The 21458-nt window shown below is 63.1% G+C and carries 24 protein-coding genes; 14 read left to right on the top strand and 10 right to left on the bottom strand.

Annotation, left to right across the window (positions count from 1 at the left end):
• The 5 genes from KGM94_RS11750 to KGM94_RS11730 form a co-directional block, all read left to right on the top strand.
• The coding region (locus KGM94_RS11750; RefSeq protein ID WP_300258750.1) for a DUF2249 domain-containing protein at window positions 1-164 on the top strand (164 nt) is incomplete at its 5' end.
• 146 nt (window positions 165-310) lie between these two features.
• On the top strand, window positions 311-1609 hold the full coding sequence (locus KGM94_RS11745) for a hypothetical protein (RefSeq protein ID WP_366526230.1): 1299 nt from the start codon (window positions 311-313) through the stop codon (window positions 1607-1609).
• The gene (locus KGM94_RS11740; protein WP_300258742.1) at window positions 1606-2133 is read left to right on the top strand and encodes a DUF2249 domain-containing protein; all 528 of its coding nucleotides are present in this window, start codon (window positions 1606-1608) and stop codon (window positions 2131-2133) included. The genes KGM94_RS11745 and KGM94_RS11740 overlap by 4 nt, the downstream gene beginning before the upstream one ends.
• Before the next feature lie 88 nt (window positions 2134-2221).
• Window positions 2222-2458, top strand: a complete 237-nt coding sequence (locus KGM94_RS11735; RefSeq protein WP_300258740.1) for a hypothetical protein — start codon at window positions 2222-2224, stop codon at window positions 2456-2458.
• A gap of 115 nt (window positions 2459-2573) precedes the next feature.
• Entirely contained in the window at window positions 2574-3002 is a 429-nt protein-coding gene (locus tag KGM94_RS11730; RefSeq protein WP_300258737.1) for an Rrf2 family transcriptional regulator, read from the top strand.
• A 27-nt stretch (window positions 3003-3029) separates the two neighbouring features.
• Here the strand turns inward: KGM94_RS11730 and KGM94_RS11725 are convergent, their stop codons facing one another.
• Window positions 3030-3329, bottom strand: coding sequence for a hypothetical protein (locus KGM94_RS11725; protein ID WP_300258734.1), 300 nt, complete (start codon window positions 3327-3329; stop codon window positions 3030-3032).
• Window positions 3330-3415: 86 nt separating this feature from the next.
• On the opposite strand from KGM94_RS11725, the gene KGM94_RS11720 reads away from it, so the two are divergent.
• The 9 genes from KGM94_RS11720 to ccoS all read left to right on the top strand — a co-directional run bounded on the left by KGM94_RS11720 (window position 3416) and on the right by ccoS (window position 9425).
• Window positions 3416-3748 carry a DUF6522 family protein gene (locus KGM94_RS11720; protein WP_300258731.1) on the top strand — a complete coding sequence of 111 codons (333 nt, stop codon included), beginning with the start codon at window positions 3416-3418 and terminating at the stop codon, window positions 3746-3748.
• A 37-nt stretch (window positions 3749-3785) separates the two neighbouring features.
• The gene (locus tag KGM94_RS11715; RefSeq protein ID WP_300258729.1) at window positions 3786-4604 is read left to right on the top strand and encodes a class I SAM-dependent methyltransferase; all 819 of its coding nucleotides are present in this window, start codon (window positions 3786-3788) and stop codon (window positions 4602-4604) included.
• Between the two features lie 179 nt (window positions 4605-4783).
• Entirely contained in the window at window positions 4784-6442 is a 1659-nt protein-coding gene (ccoN, locus tag KGM94_RS11710) for a cytochrome-c oxidase, cbb3-type subunit I (protein WP_300258726.1), read from the top strand.
• A 6-nt stretch (window positions 6443-6448) separates the two neighbouring features.
• Window positions 6449-7177, top strand: a complete 729-nt coding sequence (gene ccoO, locus KGM94_RS11705; protein WP_300258723.1) for a cytochrome-c oxidase, cbb3-type subunit II — start codon at window positions 6449-6451, stop codon at window positions 7175-7177.
• A 4-nt stretch (window positions 7178-7181) separates the two neighbouring features.
• The gene (locus KGM94_RS11700; RefSeq protein WP_300258721.1) at window positions 7182-7349 is read left to right on the top strand and encodes a cbb3-type cytochrome c oxidase subunit 3; all 168 of its coding nucleotides are present in this window, start codon (window positions 7182-7184) and stop codon (window positions 7347-7349) included.
• Window positions 7340-8218 carry a cytochrome-c oxidase, cbb3-type subunit III gene (gene ccoP, locus KGM94_RS11695; RefSeq protein WP_300258718.1) on the top strand — a complete coding sequence of 293 codons (879 nt, stop codon included), beginning with the start codon at window positions 7340-7342 and terminating at the stop codon, window positions 8216-8218. Before KGM94_RS11700 ends, ccoP begins: the two co-directional genes overlap by 10 nt.
• The gene (locus KGM94_RS11690) at window positions 8215-8454 is read left to right on the top strand and encodes a hypothetical protein (RefSeq protein ID WP_300258715.1); all 240 of its coding nucleotides are present in this window, start codon (window positions 8215-8217) and stop codon (window positions 8452-8454) included. The genes ccoP and KGM94_RS11690 overlap by 4 nt, the downstream gene beginning before the upstream one ends.
• 8 nt (window positions 8455-8462) lie before the next feature.
• On the top strand, window positions 8463-9248 hold the full coding sequence (locus tag KGM94_RS11685; RefSeq protein WP_300258713.1) for a DUF2189 domain-containing protein: 786 nt from the start codon (window positions 8463-8465) through the stop codon (window positions 9246-9248).
• A 24-nt stretch (window positions 9249-9272) separates the two neighbouring features.
• Entirely contained in the window at window positions 9273-9425 is a 153-nt protein-coding gene (gene ccoS, locus KGM94_RS11680) for a cbb3-type cytochrome oxidase assembly protein CcoS (RefSeq protein WP_300258709.1), read from the top strand.
• A gap of 151 nt (window positions 9426-9576) precedes the next feature.
• On the opposite strand, the gene KGM94_RS11675 is transcribed toward ccoS, so the two are convergent.
• From KGM94_RS11675 to lpdA, 9 genes are all read right to left on the bottom strand, one after another.
• The gene (locus tag KGM94_RS11675; RefSeq protein ID WP_247438947.1) at window positions 9577-9759 is read right to left on the bottom strand and encodes a hypothetical protein; all 183 of its coding nucleotides are present in this window, start codon (window positions 9757-9759) and stop codon (window positions 9577-9579) included.
• A 207-nt stretch (window positions 9760-9966) separates the two neighbouring features.
• Complete coding sequence (locus tag KGM94_RS11670) at window positions 9967-11007, bottom strand: tellurite resistance/C4-dicarboxylate transporter family protein (RefSeq protein WP_300258703.1); 1041 nt, start codon at window positions 11005-11007, stop codon at window positions 9967-9969.
• A gap of 68 nt (window positions 11008-11075) precedes the next feature.
• Window positions 11076-11795: a peptidylprolyl isomerase gene (locus KGM94_RS11665; protein ID WP_300258700.1), complete on the bottom strand. Its 720-nt coding sequence runs from the start codon at window positions 11793-11795 to the stop codon at window positions 11076-11078.
• A complete protein-coding gene (narI, locus tag KGM94_RS11660; RefSeq protein ID WP_300258698.1) occupies window positions 11792-12511 on the bottom strand; it encodes a respiratory nitrate reductase subunit gamma in 720 nt (239 codons plus the stop codon). The genes KGM94_RS11665 and narI overlap by 4 nt, the downstream gene beginning before the upstream one ends.
• Before the next feature lie 3 nt (window positions 12512-12514).
• Entirely contained in the window at window positions 12515-13144 is a 630-nt protein-coding gene (narJ, locus tag KGM94_RS11655; protein WP_300258696.1) for a nitrate reductase molybdenum cofactor assembly chaperone, read from the bottom strand.
• A gap of 10 nt (window positions 13145-13154) precedes the next feature.
• On the bottom strand, window positions 13155-14687 hold the full coding sequence (gene narH, locus KGM94_RS11650; RefSeq protein ID WP_300258693.1) for a nitrate reductase subunit beta: 1533 nt from the start codon (window positions 14685-14687) through the stop codon (window positions 13155-13157).
• Window positions 14684-18442 carry a nitrate reductase subunit alpha gene (locus KGM94_RS11645; protein WP_300258691.1) on the bottom strand — a complete coding sequence of 1253 codons (3759 nt, stop codon included), beginning with the start codon at window positions 18440-18442 and terminating at the stop codon, window positions 14684-14686. Before KGM94_RS11645 ends, narH begins: the two co-directional genes overlap by 4 nt.
• Before the next feature lie 301 nt (window positions 18443-18743).
• Window positions 18744-19742 carry a sensor histidine kinase gene (locus KGM94_RS11640; RefSeq protein WP_300258689.1) on the bottom strand — a complete coding sequence of 333 codons (999 nt, stop codon included), beginning with the start codon at window positions 19740-19742 and terminating at the stop codon, window positions 18744-18746.
• 398 nt (window positions 19743-20140) lie between these two features.
• Window positions 20141-21458, bottom strand: a 1318-nt coding sequence (gene lpdA, locus KGM94_RS11635) for a dihydrolipoyl dehydrogenase (RefSeq protein WP_300258687.1), incomplete at its 5' end; no start/stop codon positions are given.

The following is a 21458-nucleotide window of genomic DNA, read 5'->3' as shown; positions in this document are numbered from 1 at the left end:
AACTCACGGTCGGCCGCTCGTTCATTCTCGTGAACGATCACGACCCCAAGCCGCTCTACTACCAGCTGGAGGCCGAATATCCCAAGCAGTTCTCCTGGACCTATGTCGAGAGCGGTCCCGCCGTCTGGCGCGTTGAGATTGGAAAACGCGCCGCGGCGGCCTGAACGGCACCAAGCGTGCGGGAGCGAGGCGGTATCGCTTCGCTCTCGTCCAATTGCGAGAAGAAGTCATGCTCGGCGCATCCCTGTCCAGATGGACGATGACCTATTTTGCGGTTGCAGTTTCCGCGCTGCTCGGCGCGGAGGTGCTGATGGTGGCCGGCTTCGGCTTTCCCAGCCAACCGATTGTTGCGCCGCAGACTCTCGTTCTCGTGCATCTCGTCGCCATCGGCTGGCTCAGCCTGCTCTTGTCGGGAGCGCTCATTCAGTTCGTCCCGGTCCTGGTCACGAAACCATTGGCGCATCCCGAATTGCCCATCGTCGCACTCGCGCTTCTGGTGGCGGGTCTCGGCAGTCTGCTGCTCGGCTTTCTCGGCATGGCCGGGTTTCCCGTGGGCTCCGTGCCCTGGTTGCCGCTGGGCGCCATCGGTCTCGCGGGCGGCTTTGCGCTCAATCTGTGGAACCTCGGCCGCACGCTCTGGTCGGCTCGCCCGATCGGTCTGCCCGCCCGCTTCGTCGCGGCGGGTCTCTTGAGCCTCGTGGGCGTCGTCACGATGGGAGCGATTTTCTCGCTCACGCTCGGCGGATGGACGACCAATGCTGCCCTCCTGCGCCTCACGTCCGAGGGTATTCCGCTTCACGCCGCGCTCGGGCTCGGCGGCTGGCTCACCTTCACCGCCATGGGCGTCAGCTATCGGCTGCTTGCGATGTTCATGCTCTCCCCCGAAGCCGAGCACCGCAGCAGCCGCATCGCGTTCCTGGCCGGCACCATGGCCATCCTGGTGATCCTGATCGGCGGTCCTGTCTGTCTGCTGATCTTCGGTCGGGGAGTAGTCCATCCGCTGCTCGTAGCGCTCGCGCTCGCGCTCGTTAGTCTCGTTCTCTATGGCCACGACATCGTGCGGCTCTATCGGACGCGCAAGCGGTCGAAGATCGAGCTCAACGCTCGCATGGTGGCGTGGGCGCTGGGCAGCCTCGGACTCGCAGCTTTGCTGTTGCTGGCCGTGACGCTACTCGGGCCGACCGATCGCGAAATCGGAGGAGTTGTGTTCCTTCTCGCGTTCGGCTGGCTCACCGGGCTTGGCCTCGCCAAGCTCTACAAGATCGTCGCCTTTCTCACCTGGCTCGAGCGTTACGGTGGGCTGCTGGGCAAGCGTCCGACGCCGCGCGTGCAGGACCTCGTCAACGAACCGCGGGCCATGCCCTGGTTCTGGCTCTATTTCGCAGGCGTCGGAGTTGCGTCTCTGGCGGCGCTCCTCGACGCTCCTCTGGTGTTCCGGGCGGCCGCATTCGCCATGCTGATTGCCACGGCGAGAATATCCTTCGAACTCCTGCTGACCCGCAATCTGGCCGCGGTGCCGGAGGCGCTGTTGCCCGACGGCCATCGCGCATGGGCGCAGCTGCATCTGCCAATTTTGCAACGCCAGAAAGGATGGAGGACTGACGAATGACACAAGCTTCCTGCGAACTCGACGTACGGCCGATCCTACGCTCCGGCGGAGAGCCCTTCTCGGCCATCATGCAGGCCGTCAACGGCTTGAGCGCTGGACAGGCGCTCCGGTTACTGGCGACGTTCGAGCCGGTGCCGCTCTACGGAGTGCTGGGCAAGAAGGGATTCGACCATGCCGCGCGAGAGATCGGCAACGGCGATTGGGAGGTGCTGTTTACGCCGCAGGGGCAAGCTGCAAGCGCCCGGCCGATCCCCGACGGCGCCGCGGCTTCGGGATGGCCCGTGCCCTTGCATCGGCTCGACAACCGCGACCTCGATCCGCCGGAACCAATGGTACGCACGCTTGCGGCCGTCCAGGAATTGCGGCCGGGCGAGGTGTTGTGCGCTCTTCTTTGCCGCGAGCCGGTATTCCTGTTGCCCGAACTCGGCAAGCGAGGATTCGAATGGCAGGGCGGGTTCGAGGCGGATGGGACGACGTACAGGCTCCTGATACGCAAGGGCGCCCAGAGGGAGGCGGCCGAATGACCAACGCCGGCGATCTGGTCGTGCGGAATCCCCGATGGAGCCCGGAGATGATGAGCCAGCCGGCAAAGGCACATCCGGGAATCGGTCGATGACGCAGACCCCCATCGGCGCCGGTCTCGACTACTCCGCGCCGGCTCCACTCGTCTCGCCGCATGAGCCGGTCAATTTGCTGTTGCTCGATGCCTTGCAGAAGCTTGCGGATGCCGGCGAGGCGGATGCGGCCTGCCGCATTGCCGGCAAGGCCTGCGCCATCCTCCGTCGAACCTCGCCAAGGGACGAGCGGCGCTTCAATGCCTTGCTGCACCGCCTGGTGCGCAAGCTATGATCGATCTCGTGGAGAAAGCCGTGCGCCGGCCGGCGGGGCTGCTGCAATTTGCAAAACATCGAGTTCACGTATATCTTTCGCCACTCTGCACCACCTTGGTCGATTTGATATCCGCATGCGACTAACGAATTTTACCGACTACGCGCTCAGACTGCTGATGTACGCAGCCGCCCATGACGACCGGCTGATCACGATCGAGGAGGTGTCCGAGGTCTACAAGATCTCGCGTGCGCATCTGATGAAGATCACGAATGCCCTGACGCGAGCAGGCTTCCTCAAGGCCGTGCGCGGACGCTCCGGCGGGCTGACGCTGGCAAAACCACCGCGCAAGATACGACTGGGCGACGTCGTCCGCGTCACAGAACCCGATTTCGCGCTGGTCGAATGCTTTGCCACGGGCAACCAGTGCAACATCACACGCAGCTGCCGGCTGCGCGGCATCTTCCATGAGGGGCTGGACGCGTTCAATGCGGTGCTCGACAAGCACACGCTCTCCGACCTGATGCTCAGGCCAAAGGACTTTGGCGCTCGACCCGCCGCATGATGACCGGCAACCGCTCCGACACAGCCGTCAGGCGGCCCGCGCAGATAACCTCGCCGGTCGATCGGCGGCGGACCGCGCCGCCGCCACTGCCATCCAATCGCGCAGAAGCCCCCTGTCCTCCTTCGAGAATGACGCCCGGCGCTTGAGATCATCCAGCGTTTCGCCGGGGTGGCATCGCTCGAACCACTCGCGGATGAGCGACTCCAGATAGGCCCGCTCCGCGTCGTCCGCCGGATCGACGTGGTGATGTGAGTTGCTCAACATTTCGATTTCTCCGTCGTGGGATTCCCGCTGAAGCTGCTGCGCTGGAGGATCGACATGATCCATGCAGCAGGATCATCGCTTGACATCGTCGCTCTTCAAGATGTATTTTATGTATATCTTTTAGCCCGCCTCGACAAGGAGAACCTTCCATGATCGAGAGCCTCCAGCAGGCCGACTCCCAAGCGCTGCCCGACCGCGTCATAGAGTTCAGCGACAACACGTTCGTCGTGGACGCCGCACTCATTGGCGAGCTTCTGCGCGTACCGGCAACCAGTGTGCCGATCCTGATGCGTGAGGGACGGATTACGAGCGTCTGCGAGCGCGGAGCCGGAGAGGACGAAGGAGAATTTCGCCTCACCTTCTTCTACCGGAGCCACCGCGCGCGCCTGATCACGGACTCGGCAGGCCGCCTCCTCCGGCGATCGGCGGTCGACTTCGGTGGCCGCTCGATACCGGACGCCCCGCACCGGGCGGCCGGCTGACGACCATGACGTTGCCACCGGCACCAGGAGACGAGAGATGACCGACATTCATTCCATCCAGGGCGTAGAGCTGCCTGGCGGCAGTCTCGAAATCGAGAAGATGCCGGGGCATTGGCTGCTTGCCCGCCTCGGCAAGCGGGTCCTGCGTCCAGGAGGTCTCAGGCTGACGCGGGCGTTGCTCGAAGATCTGGCCGTCGGCCCGGCAGACGAGGTGGTGGAGTTCGCGCCCGGTCTCGGCGTCACCGCCCGCATGATCCTGCAACACGAGCCGCAGCGCTACACCGCAATCGAGCGCGACGCCCAGGCGGCGCAATGGACCTCTCGACAACTGCCGCGCGCTCCCCACATTTCAGTCGTCGTCGGTCACGCCCACCAGACCCTGCTGCCCGCCGCGTCCGCTTCGCTCGTCGTCGGTGAGGCGATGTTGAGCATGCAGACCGCGGAGCACAAGCGTCGGATCGCGGCCGAGGCGTTCCGGCTGCTGCGTCCCGGCGGCCGGTACGGCATTCACGAACTCGCCATCGTCCCGGACGACATGCCATCCGACCGCCAGCGCGAGATCGATCGCGCCCTTTCATCGGTCATTCACGTCGGTGCCCGTCCGCTTCGCAGCCAGGAATGGAAAGCCCTTCTGGAGAGCGTCGGGTTTCGCGTCGTTGCCCTCGGCCACGCCCCGATGCATCTGCTTCGGCCGCTTCGGCTGATCGAGGACGAAGGCCTCTTTGGAGCTCTGAGGCTCGTCAGAAACCTCGCGAAGGACGGCGCGGCGCGACGCCGCGTCATGGCCATGCGATGGGTGTTCGAGCGCCATCGGTCAAACCTCAGTGCCATCTACATGGTTGGGCAAAAGGATTAGACCCAAGCTGGCAGGCGGAAATGCAACCAACAATCAATTGCGATCGGCGCCTCGCTAAGATATAGACAAACTATCTCTTAGTTTGCTGACGACGGCAGGCGGTCCTCGCCGCGTCGTGGCGTTGCCGTCGGACGCCTTGAACTCAGAGGAGGCCGTGACGGGACTTGGGGCGAGATGGGATGATCGGACAACTCACACGAAACGAACGTCAGGGCGCGCTCCTCATTCTGATCGCACTCGCCATCCTCGGCCTGGCGATGGCGGCCGTCGGCCGCGACGATCCGCTCGGCGGCCAGGGGGCACTGGTGATGGTCGCGGCGCTGGCTGGATTGTTCGGCGTGATCTCACGATACTACGCCCCCGAACCCGGCCCCGACAGGGTCTCGCGCTACTATGACGAGCCGAGCAAGGTCGGCATCATCATCGCCATGGGCTGGGTCGTGTTCGGCCTGTTCATCGGCGACTGGGTCGCCTGGCTGCTGGTCGATCCGAACCTGACGTTCCACGCGGCATGGTCGAGTTTCGGTCGCATTCGTCCCGTCCATACCACCAGCGTGATCTTCGGCTTCGGCGGCAATGCGCTGATCGCGACGTCATTCTACGTGATGCAGCGCACGTCGCGCGCACGACTGCCGGATCAGCTCAGCCCGCTGTTCGTGCTGTTCGGCTACAACCTGTTCTGCGTGCTTGCCGTAGCCGGCTACATGATGGGCATCACACAATCGAAGGAATATGCCGAACCCGAATGGTATGCCGACATCTGGCTGGTCGTCGTCTGGATCACGTATTTCGTCATCTATCTCCGTACGCTGGCCCGCCGCAAGGAGAAGCATATCTACGTCGCCAACTGGTACTACCTCGCATTCATTCTCGTCGTCGCGGTTCTCCACATCGTCAACAATCTGGCTGTTCCAGTCTCGTTCGGTCACGCCAGGAGCTATTCGCTGTTTTCGGGCGTCCAGGACGCGATGACCGAATGGTGGTACGGCCACAACGCGGTCGCTTTCTTCCTGACTTCCGGCTTCCTCGGCATGCTTTACTACTATCTGCCCAAGGTTGCCGGGCGGCCGATCTTTTCCTACCGGATGTCCATCATCAACTTCTGGGGCATCACTTTCTTCTACATGTGGGCTGGGTCGCACCACCTTCACTACACGGCTCTGCCGCAGTGGGTGCAGACGCTCGGCATGACGTTTTCGTTGATGCTGCTGGTGCCCTCATGGGCCTCTGCCGGCAACGCTCTCCTGACGCTCAACGGCGCCTGGCACAAGGTGCGGGACGATGCCACGCTGCGTTTCATGATGGTTGCCGCGGTATTCTACGGCCTGGCGACCTTCGAGGGATCGTTCATGGCCATCCGCCCGGTCAATTCGCTCTCGCACTACACCGATTGGACGATCGGACATGTCCATGCGGGCGCGCTCGGCTGGGTGGCGATGATCACCTTCGGCTCGATCTATGCGTCCGTGCCGTGGCTGTGGAAGCGCGATGGAATGTTCTCGCCGCGGCTGGTGGAGGTGCACTTCTGGCTCGCCGTCGCCGGCACGGTCATCTACGTGATGGCGATGTGGAATTCCGGAATCGTGCAGGGGCTGATGTGGCGCACCTACAATGACAGCGGCACGCTGGCCTATTCCTTCGTCGACTCGGTCGTCGCGATGCATCCCTATTACATCGCCCGTGCGATCGGCGGACTCATGTTCCTCCTCGGTTCGCTCGTCGGCTGTTACAACATCTGGCTGACGATCCGGACCGCTCCGCAGGTGGCCGGTCGCACGGCCTCGGAGTTTCCAGATGCGGCGCCGATCGGCGCTCCCGTTCTTCAGCCGGGGGAGTGAGTCGTCATGTTCGGACTGCACTACCGGCTGGAAACCAAGGCGATGGGGCTCGTTCTCGCGATCATTGGCGTTTCGAGCATCGGCGGCCTGGTCGAGATCGCGCCGCTCTTCACCATCCACCAGACGGTTGAGGAGGCCCCCGGCATGCGCCTCTACACGCCGCTGGAGATCGCGGGGCGCAACATCTACATGCGCGAAGGCTGCTACGCCTGCCACTCGCAGATGATCCGAACCCTGCGGGACGAGGTCGAGCGCTATGGCCCATACTCGCTTGCGGTCGAGTCGAAGTACGACCATCCGATGCTTTGGGGCTCCAAGCGTACGGGACCCGATCTCGCAAGGATCGGCGGAAAGTACTCCGACGAGTGGCATGTCCGGCACCTGAACAATCCGCGAGACGTGGTGCCGGAATCGATCATGCCGGCCTACGATTTCCTGTCGCGAACCGAGCTACGCAAGGACGACCTGGGCGAGCATCTGGCGGCGTTGCGCAAGGTCGGTGTGCCCTATACCGACGAGATGATTGCCAATGCCAGCTCCGATGCCTACGGCCAGGCCGCGCCGGATACGCCCTATGCCGAGGGTGTCGTCAAGCGCTATGGCGCCGCGACCAACGTCGCCAGTTTCGACGGCAAGTCCGGCGAGCTGACCGAAATGGACGCGCTCGTCGCCTACCTCCAGATCGTAGGCCGCCTGACCGATGCGGCCTACAAGCCCGTCGCCTCCGCGGAGTGACCACATGTTCGATCATGACACGCTCGTCTGGGTCTCGAAGTCGTTCGGTCTCTTCTATCTGATCGCGCTCTCCCTGATCGTGGTCGCCTACGCCTATTGGCCGTCGAACAGGAAGACGTTCGACCGCGCCGCGCGAGCGATCCTCATCGATGAGGACAAGCCATGGGAGTAAGCGAGCGCGATCCGTACACCGGGCATCAGACGACGGGACACGAATGGAACGGGATCAAGGAGCTGAACACGCCGGTTCCGCGTCCGGTCTATTTCTTCCTGATCGTGACCGCGTCGTTTGGCTTCGTATACTGGCTGTTGATGCCGTCCTGGCCGCTGGGGACGACCTATTTCAAGGGACTGCTCGGCAGCGATCAACGCGCCGTCGTGCAGCAATCCCTCCAGGAAGCAAAGCTCGAGCGCGCCCAATGGACCGACAGGATCGCACGGGAAAGCATCGCCCAGGTCCAGACCGATCCACGATTGATGCAGGTGGTACGGGAGACCGGTCCCTCCTTGTTTGGCGACAATTGCGCCGCCTGCCATGGCCGCGACGCGCGGGGCAACCGAGGTTTTCCCGATCTCACCGCCGACTCGTGGCTGTGGGGAGGCACGCCCGAGGCGATTGCCGAGACGATCCGGGTCGGGATTAATTCCACGCATCCGGACAGTCGAACTTCGCAGATGCCCGCTTTTGGTCGCGACGGCGTTCTCGCGCGCAAGGATATCGACAACGTGGTCGCCTATGTGCGAACCCTGTCCGATCTTCCAACCGCCGATGCGTCGCCGGAGGCAATTGCGGCAGGCAAGTCCGTCTTTGCGGCCAATTGCGCCGCATGCCACGGCGAAGACGGCAAAGGCAACACCGAGATGGGATCGCGTAACCTGACCAATCGGTCGTTTCTCTATGGCAGCGACACCTCGTCGCTCGTGACGACCGTATTCAACGGCCGGCAGGGGCACATGCCGACATGGGAGCACCGGCTGTCGGCGCTTGATCGCAAGATCCTCACGCTCTATCTCCTCGATTTGCGGGCAGCCCGCCGATGAGCGACCTTGCGTCGACCGAGCGAGCTCAGCCGACCAGGACGACGGTCTGGATCGGTGTCGCCGCGGTGCTGCTCCTGGTGCTCGGCGCCAATGCTCACCTCGTCTACGTCGCCGTGCGGTCGCAACCCTCCTGCGTCGTGCACGTCAGGCAGGGAGAAATCGCAAAGGGCGCCGGGAGCTTCAGTGCGGCCCAGTCGGCCTGTTCGCTATCCGAGCGCGTTCCATCCGGAAGGTGAGGCAGATCATGACAACCATTCCTGCCGTCGTGCCGCCGATTCCGCGGGACAACATTTGGAAGCGGCACCATGGCCGTGCGGCAGCGTTCCAATGGCTGCTCGCCGGCTGGCGGGATTTTCGCGTACAACCGCTGCAGAGCCTGTTCTACGGGATCGTCATCTTCCTGATATCCGCCGGCATCGTCGTCGGGCTGTTCGCCTTCGAACTGGATTCCATTCTCTTTCCCGCCCTCGCGGGCTTCGTCGTGGTCGGCCCGATCCTTGCGATCGGCCTTTACGAGAAGAGCCGTCGCCTGGCGGCCGGCGAGCCCGTTACGCTCGCCAGGATGATCTTCGTCCGTCCGGCGTCCGGCGGGCAGGTTCTCTTCACCGGCGTGCTGCTGTGCGGACTGATGCTGCTTTGGATGCGTGCAGCAGTGATCGTCTACGCCCTGTTCTTCGGGTTGAGGCCGTTTCCCGGCCTGCAACAGCTCGTTCCGATGCTGTTCACGACGCCGACCGGTTGGGCCATGCTGGTGGTCGGGACGGCGATCGGAGCCCTGTTCGCCGCCTTCTCCTTTGCGATCAGCACATTTGCAATTCCCATGTTGCTCGAGGAGCGACTCGATGCGCTCACGGCGATGGGTTCGAGCATGGCTCTCGTCTGGAACAATCTGCCGGTAATGCTGACCTGGGGAGCAATCGTGCTCGGGCTCTTCCTGACGTCCATCGCCACCGGCCTCATCGGGCTGATCATCGTATTCCCGGTTCTCGGGCACGGGACCTGGCACGCCTGGCGCGCGTTCAAGCTGTAATGGTCCATGGCCGAACCGCCTCTAATGCAGAATTTCCTCTACCTGATCCCGATCTCGGTGACGTTGGGCGCCATCGGGCTCGCGGCATTCATGTGGTCGCTGCGGAGCGGACAATACGAGGACCTCGATGGCGCGGGACATCGAATCCTCGGAGATGAGGACGACAGGCCTCTCTGAGGGTGCAGAGAGCGCATGGCGTCCATGGCATTTTGGCTGGGTCATGCTCCCACGGCCGTCGGCCTGTTGCGCGCGCGGGACAGGCGATCATGTGCCTTGCGCGCGGCCGTCCTGGTGATGACTGCGGCAGAGAAACCGCCAGTCGGAGGATCTAGATTTCCTCGCGCGCATGCGTCTGCGCGTCATAGATCCTGATCTGAAGCATGGGAAAACGTTTCTTTAGTTCTTCTCCACCTGCCCTGGCGCCGTCTCTGGTTGCAAATTCGGCTTTGAGTCGGCCGTCCACTTCAAGCGCGTAACCAGAGGCCGGCAGTTCGCGGGTAGCTGCAACCATTTCATTCCCATTGTGCAGTGAGCGGTTGGGAATGATGGGTAGCGTGAGTCGCCCAAACCACGCTAGACCCACCTGCCCGATGATCGGCCATCGCAATCGGCCTATCAGTCCGCCTTGTCGGAAGTTCGATCGGGTGAATGCGCATCGCACGGTTGGCGTCGCATACCACGGTTCTTCGGTGGTTTGGTTCTCGACGGCTACGACACGTCAGACCGGACGAACGATCTTACGCAGCAGTTCCGATACCAAACCAATGAAGGCCAACGTCCAGGCTACCAGCGCCGCCGCAAAAAACACGGGCGGCAAGGGGGCGAGGAACGGCAGTTCAAGCGCCGCCGCCATCTGCTTAGTCGCGACCGTATACATTCCCAAAGGAAAAACAGCTCCCCAATACAGGGGGTCATAGCGCAGCGGAAATCGCCGGATCAGGTGTCGCCACACGCCCAGCACGAGCAGCATGGGAATCCACCACGTGCCGGCGGCCCAGTAAAAGACGGTGAAACCCTTGAGGAAGGGCAGCAGCGAGGCGAGAAACGGCGCATCCGGCGTGTTCTGCACCAGTCGTGCGCCGGCCAGGGTCGAGATCGCCATCGCGCCCATGGTGATCCAGTAAGGAGGCGTCAGGTCGCCCGGAGAGAAAGCAAAGAAAACGCAGCGGTAGAAGATGAGCGAGATGATCCAGATATAGAGCATGCCGCCCCACAGCCACATCGACAGCGCGAAGAAATTGAGTTCCAGACGAAGCTGTTGCGGCCATTCACTGGCGATCAAGGCCGCCAGAACGGCGATCGACTGGGTGGCGACGACTGCGATCAGCCATGCGCCAGTCAGACCTTCCTCAAGTGGCGGCTTGTCTCGTTTGACCGTAAATGCGGTGAAGATCGTGTAGGTGAGGCCGATCCACAGCACTGTGCCGAGGGCCAGGAAAACGGTTGCCGCCGCCAGGCTGCCGGCCATCAGCAGAAACTGGTTGCCAAGAATGCAGGACGCCGCGACCGCCGTGAAAAAACCCGGCCCAATCCGGTGGTCGGTCATGTCGGCAAAGAAGAGCCCCGGATACCGGACCGAACGCAATGCCGTCAGGCACGTCAATACGACATAGGCACCGAGGTTGAAGGCAAACAATCCCGTCGCAAGAATGGGCAATCCGAAATCCCGAGCCGCAATCGAAACGATCCCGGTCGCCATCACGAGGGCAAAATAGGCGGGCGACAGGTGTTTCACCCGGAATTCCTTGATCGAGGCCACGGGTCCGCGCGGAAAACGAGATTAGCCGTCGTCCTCGACGTTTTGCAACGACGCACCAGTTGAGCGGTTCATTGTACGAGTGGGATATCCACGCCCCCCAGATCGATCCCCATGATCTCGGCCTGGCCGGCGAGAAGCGAGACGTACTGCCGCAGCGCTTTCGCCTCAACGCCCTGTTTGAGGCGCTCGGAGATGCGTTCTTTGACCACGTCGAACGGCAATATGTTTCCCGGAATTCTCTTGTCGACAGCCACGAGATGAAAGCCGTAGCGCGTCTTTACCACCTCAGGAAGTATCCCGGTTGACTCCAGACGAAAAAGCACACGCTCGAATTCCGGCACGGTATCACCGCGGCCAATCTGACCCAGGTTGCCGCCGTGCAGCGCCGACGGGCAGTTGGACAGCTCGAGGGCCACGGCGGCGAATCGCTCAGGTTGACCCAAGAGCTCATTCAAAGTCTGCTCTGCGTGCTCGCGGAGCGCACCCACGTTCACTCCCGGTGCGACCTGGAAGAGAATATGTCGCGCATGCACCAGCTCGCCGCTTTCGAATTCATGGCGGTGATGCTCGTAGTAGCGTCGGCATTCCGCTTCGATCGGCTCCGGGGTTCTCACCTCCTGTCGCAAGAGTGTTTCAATTGCTGCGCTCACCTCGCCTTCGTTCCGGGTGTCACTATCGATCACCCCGACGGCAATGGCACGTTGGCGCAAGAGCTCGCGGACGGCGGCGAACTGCGCGGATTCGTCGCGCAGGGATGATACGGCGACACCATTGACGAGGACCGTCATAGCCGAACGGGCTCCTTGGCCCTCGTCCGCGGCGTGCGCACGATCTGATATGGCCGAACCAGATAGGCGAGTGCGCCGGCGCCGCTCCAGATGTGAATCATGCGCGTGAAGGGTGAAATCAGGAAAATCGTGAAACCCAGCAGGATGTGCAGCTTGTAGACCGGCGGAACGTCCGTCATGAACGCTGCCGCGCCGCCGTCGAGCGTCACGATGCCCTTCACATAACTCGTCAACACCTCAAACAGCGCACCATCCATGTGATACGCCGACAGCGGAACGGTCAGCAGGCCGAGCGCAAGCTGAAGCCACAGCATGAGCACCACCGAGAGATCCCATTTGCGGTTGTTGAGCCGGATACGCGGCTCGGCGAGGCGGCGGTGAATGAGGATCGTGAGACCGATGATCGCAACCAAACCCGCGATGCCTCCCACCACCATGGCGAGAAGCTGATGCGCCGCCGGCGTCAGCGCCCAATCGACCGCCCAATGCGGCGCCAGAAAACCGGCGAAGTGGCCGAGGATCACGATGATGACACCGTAGTGAAAGAGGTTCGAGCCGAGCCTCAGCTCCCGCTTGCGCAGCAGCTGCGAGGAATCACTTTTCCAGGTGTAAGGCTCCCGATCGAATCGGATGAGGCTGCCGATGAGGAGCACCACCAGGCAGATGTAGGGGTACACAGCGAACAGGAGCGTGTTCACGTAGGTGTTGGAGAGCATGGCCTATCTCCCTTGGTTACCCGGCCCGCCGCCAGGCGGCGCATCCGCGAAGGCTGGGCGTTCGTCCCAATCGCGGTCAAGCTCGTCCTCCTGCTCGCTCACCGGCGGCACCTTGGCGCCATCGACCGGCTTCTCGCCAGCAATCACGAGCAGCGCCTGCAGGACGGCGGCGTATCGGCTCCGTCGCGCCACGAGCGCGCGCGCGATGGATGTCAGGATATGAGCGCAGTCGGCGAGGAGGTCATGCGCTTCGGCACGGTCGCGGCAGCTCAGATATTCCAGCACCACGGGGAGGAAGTCGGGCAACTCCCGGGAGGAAAGCTCAAAGCCGGCCGCGGTGTAGAGCCGTTTCAGCTCGACCATTGCATTGCCCCGGTCGCGGCTGTCGCCGTGCAGGTGCTCGAATAGATGCAGCGACAGCGCGCGCCCGCGATCGAACAGGTCGACGTAACGTTCCTCGGCGGAGAACACATCTCCCCGACCGATCTCGGCGATCAGTTCGAGCAGGTCCGCGCGCTCGCGAGGGCCGACGAGCGGCGAGCGGCGGATCGTGTCCGCGATCTCGGGTAGCGCCTCGCGCATCTCGTCAGTCGGGTACGAAAGCAGGGCGCTGAACGCCTTGAAGACCAACATGAGCCGCGCCTCACGTATCCACCGGCCGCACGGGCGTGAGCTTCCGTCGGCCCATCTTGCCCCCGAACAGGGTCGAGTGCGGCGGCCCGAAGTCGCAGCCATTGCCGAAGGTGAAACCGCAGGAACCTCTGAGGCCATAGGCATCCTCTGCCTGCTCGCGGTGGCTGGTCGGGATCACGAAGCGATCCTCGTAGTTCGCGATGGAGAGATAGCGGTGCATCTCTTCCACCTGCGCAACTGTGAGGCCGGCCTGCGCCAGCACCGCCTTGCCGTCTCCTTCGCCGAGCTGGCGCTGGCGGAAGTAGATGCGCATCGCGAGCATGCGTTCGAGTGCCGAGACGATCGGTGCTTCAGCACCCGCCGTCAGCAGATTGGCGAGATAGCGCACCGGGATGCGCAGCGAACGCACGTCGGGAATCTCGCCGACGGTCTCGACGGCGCCGGCGTTCGCGTGCGACTGGATCGGCGAGAGCGGCGGCACGTACCAGACCATGGGCAGCGTGCGGTATTCCGGGTGCAATGGAAAGGCAATCTTCCAGTCAACCGCCATCTTGTAAGTCGGCGATCGCCTGGCGGCCTCGATCCAGGCATCCGGCACGCCGTCGGCGCGGGCCTGTGCAGCGACCTCCGGGTCATTCGGATCGAGGAAAAGCTTGAGCTGGGCTCCATAGAGGTCCTGCTCGTCCTCGACGGAGGCGGCACGCTCGATCCCATCCGCATCGTAAAGCAGCACGCCGAGATAGCGGATGCGACCGACGCAGGTCTCCGAGCAAACGGTCGGTTGTCCGGCCTCGATCCGCGGATAGCAGAAGATGCACTTCTCCGCCTTGCCCGAGGTCCAGTTGTAATAGATCTTCTTGTATGGACAGCCGGACACGCACATGCGCCAGCCCCGACACTTGTCCTGATCGATCAGGACGATCCCGTCTTCCTCCCGCTTGTAGATCGAGCCCGACGGACAGGAGGCGACGCAACTCGGATTGAGGCAGTGCTCGCAGAGCCGCGGCAGATACATCATGAAGGTGTTTTCGAACTGGCCATAGATATCCTTCTGCACCGCCTCGAAGTTGTAGTCCTGCGAGCGCTTGTCGAACTCACCGCCCAGGATCTCTTCCCAATTCGGCCCCCATTCGATCTTGTCCATCGGACGGCCGGTGACGAGCGAAAGCGGCCGGGCGACGGGAGTGGTCGGCAGCTCGGGGGCGATGTGCAGATGCTCGTAATCGAAGGTGAAGGGCTCGTAGTAGTCGTCGATCTCCGGCAGATGCGGGTTGGCGAAGATCTTCGCCAGGATGGCAAGCCGGCCGCCCTGTTTCGGGACGATCTTGCCGCTCCTCTTGCGTTCCCAGCCGCCCTTCCAGCGCTCCTGGTTCTCCCAGTCCTTCGGATAGCCGATGCCCGGTTTCGTCTCGACATTGTTGAACCACGCGTATTCCATGCCCTGGCGCGAGGTCCAGACATTCTTGCAGGTCACCGAGCAGGTATGGCAGCCGATGCACTTGTCGAGATTGAGCACCATGGCGACTTGCGCGCGGATTTTCATGGCCTTGCCTCCTCGGCGATCGGATCCACCGGATTGGAGCGGTCGAGCCACTCCACCTTGTTGAGCTTGCGTACGATCACGAACTCATCGCGGTTCGATCCCACCGTGCCGTAGTAGTTGAAGCCATAAGCGAGCTGGGCATAGCCCCCGACCATGTGCGTGGGCTTTACGACCGTGCGGGTGACGGAGTTATGGATGCCGCCGCGCTGGCCTGTGATCTGCGACCCCGGCACGTTCACGATCTTTTCCTGCGCGTGATACATCAGGCACATGCCCACATGAACGCGCTGACTGACGACCGCGCGTGCAGCGATCGCGCCGTTGAGGTTGAAGAGTTCAATCCAGTCGTTGTCGGCAATGCCGGCCTTCTTCGCGTCGACCTCCGATAGCCATACGATCGGCCCGCCGCGGGACAGCGTGAGCATCAGAAGGTTGTCGGTGTAGGTCGAATGGATGCCCCATTTCTGGTGGGGCGTGATGAAGCTCAGCACGATTTCGAGCTCACCGTTGCTCTTCTTGCCCAGCATGTCGGCGACCGTACGCGTGTCGATCGGTGGCCGATAGACGGCAAGACTCTCGCCGAAATCGCGGAACCAGCGATGATCCTGATAGAATTGCTGGCGACCGGTGAGCGTGCGCCAGGGGATCAGCTCATGAACGTTGGTGTAGCCGGCGGTATAGCTCACATGCTCGCTCTCGATACCGGACCATGTCGGCGAGGAGATGATCTTGCGCGGCTGGGCCTGCAGGTCACGGAAGCGGATCTTCTCATCCTCGCGCGTCTCGGCAAGATGCGTATGGTCGCGTCCGGTCGCCTCACCGAGCGCGCGCCATGCCTTGACGGCCACCTCGCCGTTGGTCTCGGGCGCGAGATAAAGGATCACTTCGGCGGCATCGATGTCCGTCTCGATCCGGGGCCGCCCATGCGTCGGGCCGCCGTCGTTGACCCGGTAGTTCAGGCTCCCAAGCCCCTTCACTTCATCCTCGGTGTTCCACGAGATGCCCTTGCCGCCGTTGCCGAGCTTGTCGGCAAGCGGCCCAAGCGCCGTGAACCGGCGATATGTGTTGGGATAGTCGCGTTCGACCAGCGTGATCTGCGGCGCGGTCACACCCGGCACGAAGTCGCATTCGCCCTGCTTCCAGTCCTTCACCTCGAACGGCTGCGCGATTTCGGCCGCGGTGTCGTGCAGAATCGGCGTGAGGACCACGTCCCGCTCGACGCCAAGATGGCCGGCGGCCAGCTCCGAAAAGCGTTTCGCGATGGTCTTGTAGGTCTCCCAGTCGCTTCGCGACTCCCAAACCGGGTCGACCGCCGCCGAGAGTGGATGGATGAAAGGATGCATGTCGGAGGTGTTGAGATCATTCTTCTCGTACCAGGTAGCGGTCGGCAGCACGACGTCGGAATAGAGGCAGCTCGTCGACATGCGGAAGTCGAGCGTCGTCACGAGATCAAGCTTGCCTTCGGGTGCGGGATCGCGCCAGACGACGTCGCGCGGCTTCGTCTCTCCCGTCTCGCCGAGATCCTTGCCCTGCAGGCCATGGCGGGTACCCAGGAAATGGCGCAAGAAGTATTCGTGGCCCTTGCCGGATGAGCCGAACAGGTTTGAGCGCCAGATGAACAAGTTGCGCGGGAAGTTGGCGGGATCGTCGGGATCCTCGCAGGCCATTGTGAGCCGACCGGATTTGAGGCCGGCAACCACGTGATCCTTGACGGCCGCGCCGGCGCGTTCGGCCTCGGCCGCGAGGGTGAGCGGATTGACGGACAGTTGCGGCGCCGATGGCAGCCAGCCCATGCGCTCCGCCTTGACGTTCAAGTCGATCATGCCGCCTCGATAGGCCGCCGGATCGGCGAGTGGCGATAGAAGCTCGGCGACGTCGAGCTTCTCGTATCGCCATTGATCGCTGTGCGCGTAAAAGAACGAGGTGCCGTTCATGTGTCGCGGCGGCCGTACCCAGTCGAGCGCGAATGCGAGCATGGTCCAGCCGGTCTGCGGCCTCAGCTTCTCCTGGCCGACATAATGCGCCCATCCACCACCGGAGATGCCGACCGTGCCGCACATCATCAGCATGTTGATGATCGCGCGGTAGCCCATGTCCTGGTGATACCAGTGGTTCATGCCGGCGCCGATGATGACCATGGATCGCCCTTTGGTCTTGTCGGCGTTCTCGGCAAAACCACGCGCCACGGCGATCGCCTTGTCGGCGGCGACGCCGGTGATCGGCTCCTGCCAGGCTGGCGTATAGGGCACGTTGTCGCCGAAGCCCTTGGCGCAAGCGCCCCCCAGGCCACGATCGAGCCCGTAGTTGGCGCAGACCAGGTCGAATACGGTGGCGACAAGGGCCTCGCCGTCGAAGAGCGCGGCGCGCTTCACCGGCACGTTGCGCAGCAGTACATCGCCACCCTGATCGTTCTCGCGGAAGTGCTCGTGCTGCCTGCCACCGAAATACGGGAACGCGACGGCTGCCACGTCGTCGCGGCGATCGACGAGGCTGAGCGCCAGCCGCACTTCGGCACCGGTCTCCCCATCCTTCGGCTCGAGGTTCCAGCGGCCCTTCGGCTCCCCCTCCCCGGGCCAGCGGTAGCCGATCGAGCCTTGCGGGACGACGAGGTTGCCGCTCGCCTCGTCGACCGCCACCGTTTTCCAGGCTGCGCGGTCCGACGGGGACGCGTCGATAAGGTCGCTTTGGCGGACATAACGGTCCGGTACCCAGCGTTCGCCGTCCTTCCGCAGCCGTACCAGCATCGGCATGTCGGTGAAGCGGCGGCAATAGTCCTGGAAATAGGGGACCTGCCGATCCAGGAAGAATTCGCGCAGGATCACGTGGCCCATGGCCATCGCAAACGCGGCATCCGTCCCCTGCTTGGGATGGAGCCAAAGATCCGACAGCTTGGCGACCTCGGAATAGTCCGGCGTGATCGCCACCACCTTGGTCCCGTTGTAGCGCGCCTCGACGAAGAAATGAGCGTCCGGCGTGCGGGTCTGGGGGACATTGGAGCCCCAGGCAATGATGTAGCCGGAATTGTACCAGTCTGCCGATTCCGGCACGTCGGTCTGCTCGCCCCACGTCTGGGGACTCGAGGGCGGCAGGTCACAGTACCAGTCGTAGAAGGAGAGCAACGTTCCGCCGATCAGGCTGAGATAGCGCGCGCCCGAGGCGTAGGAGACCATCGACATGGCGGGGATCGGCGAGAAGCCGACGACACGGTCCGGCCCCCAGGTCTTGATGGTGTATACGTTGGCGGCCGCGATGATCTCGCTCGCCTCCTCCCAGCTCGAGCGCACGAAGCCACCCCGGCCGCGCATCGACTGATAGGAACGCACACTTTCTGGATTTCCGACGATGGAAGCCCAAGCCTCCACCGGAGGCAGACTCTTGCGCGCCTCGCGCCACGCCTTGACCAGCCGCCCGCGCACCATCGGATATTTGATCCGGCTCGCACTGTAGAGATACCAGCTATATGAGGCGCCGCGCGAGCAGCCGCGCGGCTCGTGGTTGGGCATCCCCGGCCGCGTGCGCGGATAGTCCGTCTGCTGCGTCTCCCACGTGACAACGCCGCTCTTGACGTAGATCTTCCAGCTGCATGAGCCGGTACAGTTCACCCCGTGAGTGGAGCGCACGATCTTGTCATGCTGCCAGCGCTGCCGATAGCCTTCCTCCCACGTGCGGTCTTCGTCACGCAGTTCGCCGTGACCACCGGCGAAGGCCTCACGCCGGCGCTTCAGGTAGGTGAGACGTTCGAGAAAGTGGCTCATCCTTCACCCCCCAATCGCTCATGATCTTCAGGATTCGCTCAATCGAGCGCCGCTCGCTGCGCCACCGCGGGCGAGATCGGCAAATGCACGATCCCGCCCGGCATTCGAGAAATACGCGGAGAGTACGCGAATAGTTCCCATGGAGCTCCACACACACACGGAGCAAGCAAGGTGATGTCCACGGACGCCTCCCGTAATTCGACTGAGGGTACCTCCTCGGCAATCCTACCTTAGGCTAGGACTCCGACCATGTTCCGTGCACTTCACCGCCTTTTGATGGCTCCGCATCACCTCGCGCGAGTTAAGCGGGAATTTCCACCCGCCACCTGGTGCCCGGTCGCGTCTTCGATTGGCGCGCCGGCTGACAAGTCAGCGAGCCTCCCATGGCACGTGCGAGATTGCTCACGCTCCGCCTGCCGAAGCCATCAGAGTCCTTTCCCTGGTCAAATCCAACACCATCATCCTCCAACTCTAAGACGTGCTGGTTCTCAAGGACGGTGAAGCTGACTGCCAGCCTTCCCTTCATTCCGTCGGCAAAGGCATGCTTGAGCGCATTGTTCAGCAACTCTACCAGTAACGCGCCCAGTGCGGCGGCTTTTGCGGAGCTCAGCTCAGCGCATTGAGCCGAGACGGTGATCTGAATTCTTTCCGGGTCAGCTAATGCAGCGTGCACGTCCTTGACGAGCGCGGTCACGAACGACTTTGAATCAATCGATTGCTGCGGCTCGGCAATATACAACTTGCGATTGATGCTTCCAATCGTAGCCACACGTGAGGCCGCCAACTCCAGGACGCGACGTGACTCTTCGCTACAGTTCTCCGCCGCCTGCAGCCTCAAGATCGAGGCTACCAATTGCAAGTGGTTGCCGACACGATGATTGATCTCACGTGACAGGCTATCGATCAACTCGATTTTCAGCTGCAATTCATTCTCGAGGAAGCGGATGCGCCACACGAAGGCTGCTGCGAGCCAAATCGTACCGACAGCGAGGGCGCGATTTAACCAGCCTTGCCATTCCGGCGTGTTGTCAGGGATTGTTATCCAGTGTCCGACGATGGCCAAGAGCGTCGCGAGCACCGCAAGAGCGAGTGTAGCCTTTGGCTCGGGAAACCAGAAACCCAAGAGGACCAGGGCTACATATAAGATGCCAACTGAAATCATTTCCGGCGTCAGCGCATCGAACACCAATGCGCCGGCCGCGATCGAAGCAACCGCGACGGCAGAGAGGCCCCGCGACAGCCAATGGCGGCTCCTGAGCCAGGAGCGCTCGCCGCGCGCTTTGCTTGTTCCACTGAACACGAGCGCCTCCCCCGTGCAGGACCTGGCCCCGGTGTACAGCCCCTGAAGACCTGACGATGCTGCGAAGGTTAGAAAAGCTCAAACAAAAAAATGCTGGCCGCCCTCGGTAGATCGTCTAAGCCGATGGTCGACCCCAGCCAACCCACCTATTGCCCTGCCAGATTGGGGTAAAGGAAAGCGCGAGCGAGATCGATTGGCACGAAGCCAGTTGCTGCCGCACCGGCGCTCGGAAGGCGAGGCGTCACCGAGATACTGAATACCATTCGGCGCGGCTCATCGAAGCGCCGACCGATGGCTGCAGCTCCCCCGTTCAACCTGGTCCACCGGAGAGCGATTTCTCAGCGGCATGCGAGCACGCAGAGCCGTCCAGTCCGGATGCCGTGCTGGGGACCCTGCCTTCAAATGTGCAGCGCTTTTCCCATCGCCGCGAGCGCCACCTCGTGGAACGCCTCACCCTCGGTGGGGTGCGCGGCGATCGTCTCCGCGACGTCCTCGAGCCGCGCGCCCATCTCCAGCGCAAGCGTGAATGCCGCTGACAGCTCCGAGACCCCGGCCCCGACGGCCTGCACGCCGAGCACCACGTGATTGTCCGCCCGCGCGACGATGCGCACGAAGCCCTCCTCGCGCTGTTGGGTCAGCGCCCGGCCGTTGGCGCGGAAGGGAAACAGACCAACGCGCGTTTCCCCGTGCGCGGCGCGCGCGGCATCCGGCGACAGGCCGACGCTGACGACCACCGGATCGGTGAACGTGATCGCGGGAATGGCGACCTTGTCGAAGGCGCGCCGACGTCCGGCGATGATTTCCGCAACCATCTCGCCCTGTGCCATGGCGCGGTGCGCGAGCATCGGCTCGCCCGTGACGTCGCCGATCGCCCAGACGTTGCGCATGGAGGTCGCACAGCATTCGTCGATGCGAATGAACTGGCCGCTCATCGTGAGGTCGAGCCGTTCCAGGCCGAAACCCTGCGTACGCGCGCGACGTCCGACGGCAACGAGGACCTTGTCGACGGCGATGCGTGTCTCACCCGCATCGCCGAGCGCCACCCGCAACGCTCCGTCGGCGAAGCCGAGCGCACGCGCCCTTACCTTCACGGTGACGCCCAGATCCGCGAGCCTCCGGGCGACCGGCTGCGTCAGATCGATGTCGTAAAGCGGCAGGATGTGCTCCAGGGCTTCGACCACGGTCACCTTCACCCCGAGCTTGGCGAAGGCCATGCCAAGCTCGAGACCGATATAGCCGGCGCCGACGATGGCGAGCGAGCCGGGCAGTTCGGTCAGCGCCAATGCCTCGGTCGACGAGAGAACCGCGCCGCCGAATGGCACCGCGGCGAGCGGTGCCGGCTCCGAGCCGGTCGCGAGGACGAGATGCTCGGTCCGGATACGCTGCCTGCCGGTGTCCGCTTCGACGATCGCGGTCTTGCCGTCGACGAGCGTTGCAAGCCCGTGCAAGGTGCGTACCTTCGCCTTCTTCAGGAGCATCGCCACGCCGCCCGTGAGACGCGACACGATGCCGTCTTTCCAGACTCCCATCCTGGCGTAATCCAGGGCGGGCTTCGCCACCGTCAGGCCGATCGCGGCAAGGCTTTGGGCGTCGGAGAGTGCGTGCACGGTCTCCGCGGCGTGAATGAGCGCCTTGGAGGGGATGCAGCCGACATTGAGACAGGTTCCGCCGAGCCGGTCCGCCTCGACCAGGATCGTATCGAGCCCGAGTTGTCCG

It is taken from the genome of Bradyrhizobium sp., from assembly GCF_028868675.1.
In the GTDB taxonomy this organism is placed as follows: Bacteria; Pseudomonadota; Alphaproteobacteria; order Rhizobiales; family Xanthobacteraceae; genus Bradyrhizobium.
This window is presented reverse-complemented; position numbering and strand designations above follow the sequence as displayed.